This is a genomic window from Flavobacterium sp. GSA192 (assembly GCF_006386525.1).
In the GTDB taxonomy this organism is placed as follows: Bacteria; Bacteroidota; Bacteroidia; order Flavobacteriales; family Flavobacteriaceae; genus Flavobacterium; species Flavobacterium commune.
The window spans coordinates 405071-412682 of sequence record NZ_VAHC01000005.1 but is presented as its reverse complement, the minus strand read 5'-3'; the positions used below and the strand labels follow the sequence as shown (position 1 = coordinate 412682).

The 7612-nt window shown below is 34.1% G+C and carries 5 protein-coding genes; all 5 read left to right on the top strand.

From position 1 onward, the window contains the following. A partial coding sequence (locus FDM27_RS12760) for a gliding motility-associated C-terminal domain-containing protein (protein ID WP_181161667.1) occupies positions 1-3308 on the top strand: 3308 nt, incomplete at its 5' end. Between the two features lie 67 nt (positions 3309-3375). Beyond that, complete coding sequence (locus FDM27_RS12755; protein WP_071183321.1) at positions 3376-4287, top strand: type IX secretion system membrane protein PorP/SprF; 912 nt, start codon at positions 3376-3378, stop codon at positions 4285-4287. A gap of 74 nt (positions 4288-4361) precedes the next feature. Then, positions 4362-5096, top strand: coding sequence for a tetratricopeptide repeat protein (locus tag FDM27_RS12750; protein WP_140486956.1), 735 nt, complete (start codon positions 4362-4364; stop codon positions 5094-5096). A gap of 38 nt (positions 5097-5134) precedes the next feature. Continuing rightward, entirely contained in the window at positions 5135-5530 is a 396-nt protein-coding gene (locus FDM27_RS12745) for a tetratricopeptide repeat protein (RefSeq protein WP_232227119.1), read from the top strand. 35 nt (positions 5531-5565) lie between these two features. Further along, a complete protein-coding gene (locus FDM27_RS12740) occupies positions 5566-7503 on the top strand; it encodes an OmpA family protein (protein WP_140486954.1) in 1938 nt (645 codons plus the stop codon). Positions 7504-7612: the final 109 nt, after the last annotated feature.

The following is a 7612-nucleotide window of genomic DNA, read 5'->3' as shown; positions in this document are numbered from 1 at the left end:
CCATTGATGGTACAACTTTTGGTAGCAGCGGAACTTTCAATAATCTTGCAGCGGGTGCTTATACTGTAACGGTTAAAGATGCTAATGGATGTACTACTACTCAGGCTGTAACAATCACTCAGCCGAACGCAGCTCTTGCTGCTTCTATCTCTTCTCAATCTAATGTAGATTGTTATGGAAATAGCACTGGTAGTGTAACCGTAGCTGGTGCTAATGGTACGGCTCCTTATACTTATGCCATTGATGGTACAACTTTTGGTAGCAGCGGAACTTTCAATAATCTTGCAGCGGGTGCTTATACTGTAACGGTTAAAGATGCTAATGGATGTACTACAACTCAGGCTGTAACAATCACTCAGCCTGAGGTTGTCGTTTCAGTAAGCGGAATTGTCTCCAATGTAACCTGCTTTGGTGAAGCTAACGGTTCTATTACGGTAATAAATAGCCCAGGTTCAACTGTAGTAATTACAAATGCAAATAATGAAATAGTTTCCAATACAAACTTAGCAGCAGGAACTTATACTTTAACTGCTACTGCTCCTGGGGGCAACCAGGGACAAAATTGTACCGCTACTGCTCAGGTAACAATCGGCCAACCTGAAATCGCCGTTTCGGTAAGCGGAATTGCCACCAATGCAACTTGCTTTGGTGAAGCTAACGGTTCTATTGCGGTAACAAACAGCCCAGGTTCAACTGTAGTGATTACAAATGCAAATAATGAAATAGTTTCAAATACAAACTTAGTAGCAGGAACTTATACTTTAACTGCTACTGCTCCTGGAGGAAACCAGGGACAGAATTGTAGCGCTACTGCTCAGGTAACAATCAGCCAACCTGACGCTACATTAACTGCAACAGCAATAATAACCAACAACAATAATTGTGTAGGATGTAGTAATGGAACTATCAATATTACTCCTACCGGAGGAACAGTTCCTTATTCATTCACCTGGTCTAATGGAACTTTAACTGAAGATATTTCATCTTTAACAAAAGGTCAATATAATGTTGAAATAAAAGATGCTAACGGTTGTATTGCTAATTATACTTACTTCATCACTGAATCCGGAATTCAAATACTTAAAGATGCAACCTATGTTGACTCTAATCAAGATGGTAAAACAAATGTGGGGGATGTAGTAACTTATAACTTTGTTATTACTAATACCGGAAATGTAACTTTAACCAATATTACAGTCACCGATAACAATGCTGTTGTAAGCGGTGGACCTATTGCCTCTCTTGCTCCCGGAGCAACTGATACAACTACTTTCTCGGCTTCGCACACTATTACACAAAATGACATCAACACAGGATACGTGTACAATCTGGCTTTGGCTAATGCCAAAGATCCTGAAAACATTACTGTAACAGATACTTCGTCTGACCCTACTCCTTGTACTTCTTGTCCTGTTAACCCAGAATGTACTGATTGTACTATCACGGAATTAAATCAATCTCCAAGTATCTCTATCACTAAAGATGGAACTTATGTAGATACCAATCAGGATGGTAAAACAAATGTGGGTGATGTAGTAACTTATAACTTTGTTATCACTAATACCGGAAATGTGACTTTAACCAATATTACAGTCACCGATAACAATGCTGTTGTAAGCGGTGGACCTATTGCCTCTCTTGCTCCCGGAGCAACTGATACAACTACTTTCTCAGCTTCGCATACTATTACACAAAATGACATCAACACAGGATTTGTGTACAATCTGGCTTTGGCTTCGGCAAAAGATCCTAAAGGAAATGACGTAACAGATACTTCGTCTGACCCTACTCCTTGTACTTCTTGTCCTGTTAACCCAGAATGTACTGATTGTACTATCACGGAATTGAATCAATCTCCAAGTATCTCTATCACTAAAGATGGAACTTATGTAGATACCAATCAGGATGGCAAAACAAATGTGGGTGATGTAGTATCATACAAATTTGTTATAACAAACACTGGTAATGTAACCTTAACTAACGTAACGGTAACTGATAATAATGCAACTGTAACTGGTGGACCTATTGCAACTCTGGCTCCCGGTGCAACAGATGCAACTACTTTCTCGGCTTCACATACTATTACTCAGGACGATATCAACAAAGGTGTAGTTTACAATTTGGCTTTGGCTACGGCAAAAGATCCTAAAGGAAATGACGTAACAGATACTTCGTCTGACCCAACTCCTTGTACTTCTTGTCCTGTTAACCCGGAATGTACTGATTGTACTATCACGGAATTGAATCAATCTCCAAGTATAGCCTTAGTAAAAACAGCTGTATTTAATGATACCAATAATGATGGTTATGCTCAGGTTGGTGAAAAAATAAATTATAGTTTTACAGTAACTAATACTGGAAACGTAACCATCAGTAATATCATCATCACAGATCCATTAGTTGGATTAGCATTAACAGGAAATCCAATAGCTAGTTTAGCTCCTGCTGCCAGTAATAATTCGGTTACCGGAGTTTACACCATAACACAGGCTGATATCAATGCTGGCAGAGTAACCAACTCGGCTTTAGCAACCGGAAAAGATCCAAAAAACAACAACGTAACCGATACTTCAGGAACAACTGTCGAAAATGATACACCAACAGTTATAACACTTCCTCAAAATCCGGGACTAAATGTTGACAAAACAGCTATTGTCATTAGTCGAGGTAGCGAAAGTGAAGTTTACAGCTTTATTGATGATGTTATCAACTACACTATAACTGTTACTAATACTGGTAATGTTACAATTAATAACATCATAGTTAAAGATCCATTAACCGGATTAGATACTACAAATCAAGCATTCAGTCTTGCTCCCGGAGAATCAATGGATTTTTCTCAAAGCTATACTATCACATTAAATGACATGAGAGCTGATAGTGTAACCAATACTGCTACTGCCAATGGGCAAGGTCCTAATAACACAACTATTAGTGCTGAGGATACTGTAGTTATCGAAAAAGCACAAGTTTTAGGCTGTGGTACTATAGTAGTTCATAATGCATTTACTCCAAATGGAGATTCTTTTAACGAAGTATTTAAAATTGATGGTATTGATGATGTTATCTGTTATCCTAGCAATACTGTCGAAATTTACAACCGTTGGGGAGTACTGGTTTATGAAGCCAGAGGATATAACAATGAGGATGTATCATTCAAAGGTATTTCTGAGGGAAGAGTTACAGTTGACAAATCGGCTGGATTACCTACCGGAACTTATTTCTATATCTTGAACTATACCGCTGTAGATTTACAAGGAGAGAATATCGCTAAAAGAGAACAAGGTTACCTATACCTTTCCAGATAAAAAAACTCAAATCTAATACCTGAGGTTTTATTAAACAAACCTCAGGTAATTATAAAACTTAAGTCAGATGAAAACAAAATTACTACTAATCAGTTTGATGTTTACAACAGTGGTAAGTTATGCACAACAAGATGCACAATTTACACAGTACATGTACAACACTATAAATGTAAATCCGGCTTATGCCGGTTCGAGAGGTGCAATGAGTATATTTGCCCTGCATCGTACCCAGTGGGTTGGATTAGACGGAGCTCCTACAACTAATGCGGTTTCTATTAACACTCCTTTTAACAATAGCAGATTGGGTTTAGGTGTATCGATTATTAATGACAGAATTGGTCCAACTACTGAAAACACATTATCTACCGACCTGTCTTACACCATACCAACTTCTGAAACTGTAAAACTATCTTTTGGTATTAAAGCTACAGCTAATTTATTTGATTTAGATCCTAATAAACTAAATCCTGAAAATAGTGGTGATCCTAAATTACAGGGCTTCAATAATAGATTTACACCTAATATTGGTGCTGGAGTATATCTTCATTCTGATAAAGCTTATGTAGGTTTATCAATCCCAAACTTCATAGAATCAAATCGCTATGATGATAATGATGTAGCTCTTTTTAAAGAAAAAATGACTTACTATTTAATTGCCGGTTATGTTATGGATTTAAGTTATAATCTTAAATTCAAACCTGCTTTATTAACTAAAATGGTGCAGGGATCTCCTTTACAGGTAGATGTTTCTGGTAATTTTATGTTTTTTGACAAATTAACAGCCGGTATTGCCTATCGCTGGAGTGCTTCTGTAAGTGCCATGGTTGGCTTCCAAGTTTCTGATGCCATGTATATTGGCTATGGATATGATTTAGAAACGACCAAATTAGACAATTACAATTCCGGTTCACATGAAATTTTCTTGAGATACGAAATTTTCAAAAACAATAAAAAAATTACAACTCCAAGATTTTTCTAGACATTTATTTAGCCCAAAAAAGTGTGACCTATCAACTTAATCAGTGATGAATTAAGTAAAAAAACAATGAAATCATGACACTTTTAAAAACAATTATTATAGAGAATTCTATTTTTCTTTACTTAATAATAGCAAGTGTTTTTTCATGTACTATCTATTCGCAAAAATTAAAATTATCTGTTGATCAAATAAAAGATTCTTTAAAAACGTCTTTAACAGGTTCAGAAGTAATACAAAATCGAATAAAAACCATAATATCCTACAAAGTAGTAGAAACAATCAATATGACATTTGGTGGTTACACTGTTACCTATGTAGTTTCAGACATAAGTTTAATAAACACAACTGATTTAGGTCCCAACAATACCCGAATTGTGACCCCCATTTTTGATATAAAAAGACAATACATTAACGATAAAAAAAAATCCGTAATTGACTCACTAAAACCAATGCCTAAGAATAATTATAATTCAGATATAACCGTAAATTTAAATATACCTGAAAAACCAATATATGAAGACACAGATCCAAGTAATGGCGTTGAATATATTGATATTATAAAAACCTATGAAAGAGTTGTTGGAAAAGGATTCAAATCGGTTGAAATGTTTAAAAAATTAGCAAACGCCTATTATTTTAGAGGAAAACTGGACAAAGCCGCTAAATACTATCAGGAATTATTCAATATGACCTCTGATTTAGAAGCTGAATATTATTTCCGTTATGCGCAATCTTTAAAATTTATCAATAAAAAAGATAAAGCTAATGAAATGATGAAAATATACCATCAAAAAGACAATGGTTTATAACTAATTGACTTAAAAACATGAACTAAAAACCTATTATTATGAAAAATTATTTAGTTGTTTACATGATAATGATAAGTATTTTTTCATGTGCTATTTATTCGCAAAATGAAAAAAAAGTAATTGTACCCAATAAAAACAAAACCAATTATTCAGACATAGATCCTTTAAAAACCTATGAGAGAGTAATTGAAAAAGGATACAAATCAGCCGATATGTTAAAAAAAATAGGAAATGCCTATTACTTTAATGAAGAACTGGACAAAGCGGCTAAATGGTATCAGGAATTATTTTCAATGAATACCATTACTGATTTAGAACCTGAATATTATTTTAGATACGCCCGCTCTTTAAAATCTATTAATAAAAATGATGAAGCCAATGAAATGATGAAGATATTCAATCAAAAAATAGAGGCAAATACCGAAAAAAATTAAAACTCCTAGATCCATCCATATAAAAAACAAATATTATGAAAAAAAATATACTCCTTTGCGTAGCTATAATAAGTGTTTTTTCATTCAACATTTATTCACAAAAAGCTAGTTTGGCTTCAGCTGACAAAAAATATGACAGCTATGCCTATATTAATGCTATTAAAACTTATGAAAGGGTTGTCGAAAAAGGATATAAATCGGCAATACTGTATCAAAAGTTAGGTAATGCTTATTATTTCAATGCCGAATTAGACAAAGCCGCTAAATGGTATGGTGAATTATTTGCCATGACCACTGACTTAGAACCTGAATATTATTTCCGCTATGCCCAATCATTGCGTTCAATTGGTGAGAATAATAAAGCCAATGAGATAATGAATAAATTTACAGAATTATCAAACAATGATAATAGAGGACAATTGTTCAAAAAAAACCAGAATTATCTTGATGCTATAAAAGAAAACTCAGGAAGATACAAAATTGAAAATGCCGGAATAAATTCTAAATATTCAGATTATGGCACAACAATCCATAACAACAAAATTTATTTTGCAACAGCCAGAGATACCGGAGGTTTAGGTCATAGAAAACATTCCTGGACTGATCAATTCTTTACAAATATATACACCGCTGATTTAGGTGACGAAATGACTGCCGGAAATCCTAAGAAATTTAATCGCTCAATTAATACTAAGTTTCACGAAGCCACTCCCGTTTTTACAAAAGATGGAAATACAATGTATTTTACACGAAATAACTATCTCGAAGGAAAAAAAGGAAAAGATGGAAACAACGTCAATTTGGTAAAAATATACAAATCTACTTTAGTTGATGGAAAATGGACTAATACAAGCGAATTGTCTTTTAATAGTGATAATTACAGCACCGCCCATCCTTCATTAAGTCAAGACGAAAAAACATTATACTTTGCTTCGGATATGCCGGGAACATTAGGACAATCGGATATATTTAAAGTTAAAATAAACGAAGACGGAAGTTTTGGAAATCCCGAAAATTTAGGTAATCCAATCAATACATCCGGACGTGAAACTTTCCCTCATATAAACGATGAAAACGAACTCTACTTTGCCTCAGATGGGCATCCCGGTCTGGGAGGATTAGATATATTTGTTTCAAAACTCAATCCCAGCGGTTCATTTAATGAAGTTCAAAATATAGGTGCCGACGCAAATTCTCAAAAAGATGACTTTGCTTATGTAATCGATACAAAATCCCGAAGAGGTTTTCTAAGTTCTAACAGAGACGGAGGTCAGGGATTTGATGATATATATAATTTTTTAGAAACCAAAAGACTTATCTGTGAACAATTACTTTATGGAGAAATAACCGATATTGAATCTAAAATTCTATTACCCGGTACCAAATTAAGTTTGTATGACAGTCAATATAATCTGGTTAGCACCACAACTTCTGATGAAAAAGGAAACTATTCTTTTGCCGTAGAATGTGGAAAGAAATATAGTGTAAGAGCCGAAAAAGAAGATTATACCACCATTGAAGAAAAAGTTACTATTGCCAAAGAAAATGGAAAAACACATTTCCCGCTTGCATTGGAAAAAGCTAAATGTAAAGTAACAGTAGGTGATGATTTAGGTAAATGTTTTGGTATCAAAATGATTTATTTTGATTTTGACAAATCCGATATTCGAGTGGAAGCCGCTATAGACCTCGAAAAAATATTAGATGTTATGAACGAATATCCAAAAATGAAACTCGATATCCGCTCACATACTGATAGTCGTGGTTCTTCTAAATACAATGAATCTTTATCCGATAGAAGAGCCAAATCTACTATTGCATGGTTAATTAAAAACGGAATAAATCCAAATCGATTAATTGGAAAAGGATATGGTGAAAATCAACTTGTTAACCAATGTTCCGACGGAGTAAAATGTACAGAAGAAGAGCATCAAATGAACCGAAGAAGCGAATTTATTATTACTGCTCTTTAACTAATACATCCATTTTTTTGAGCATTATTTCTAAAATACTTGTACTAAAAAAAACACAAATTCCAATAATTTTAAAAATAATGCTCAAAAAAACAGTCTTTTTATTAAA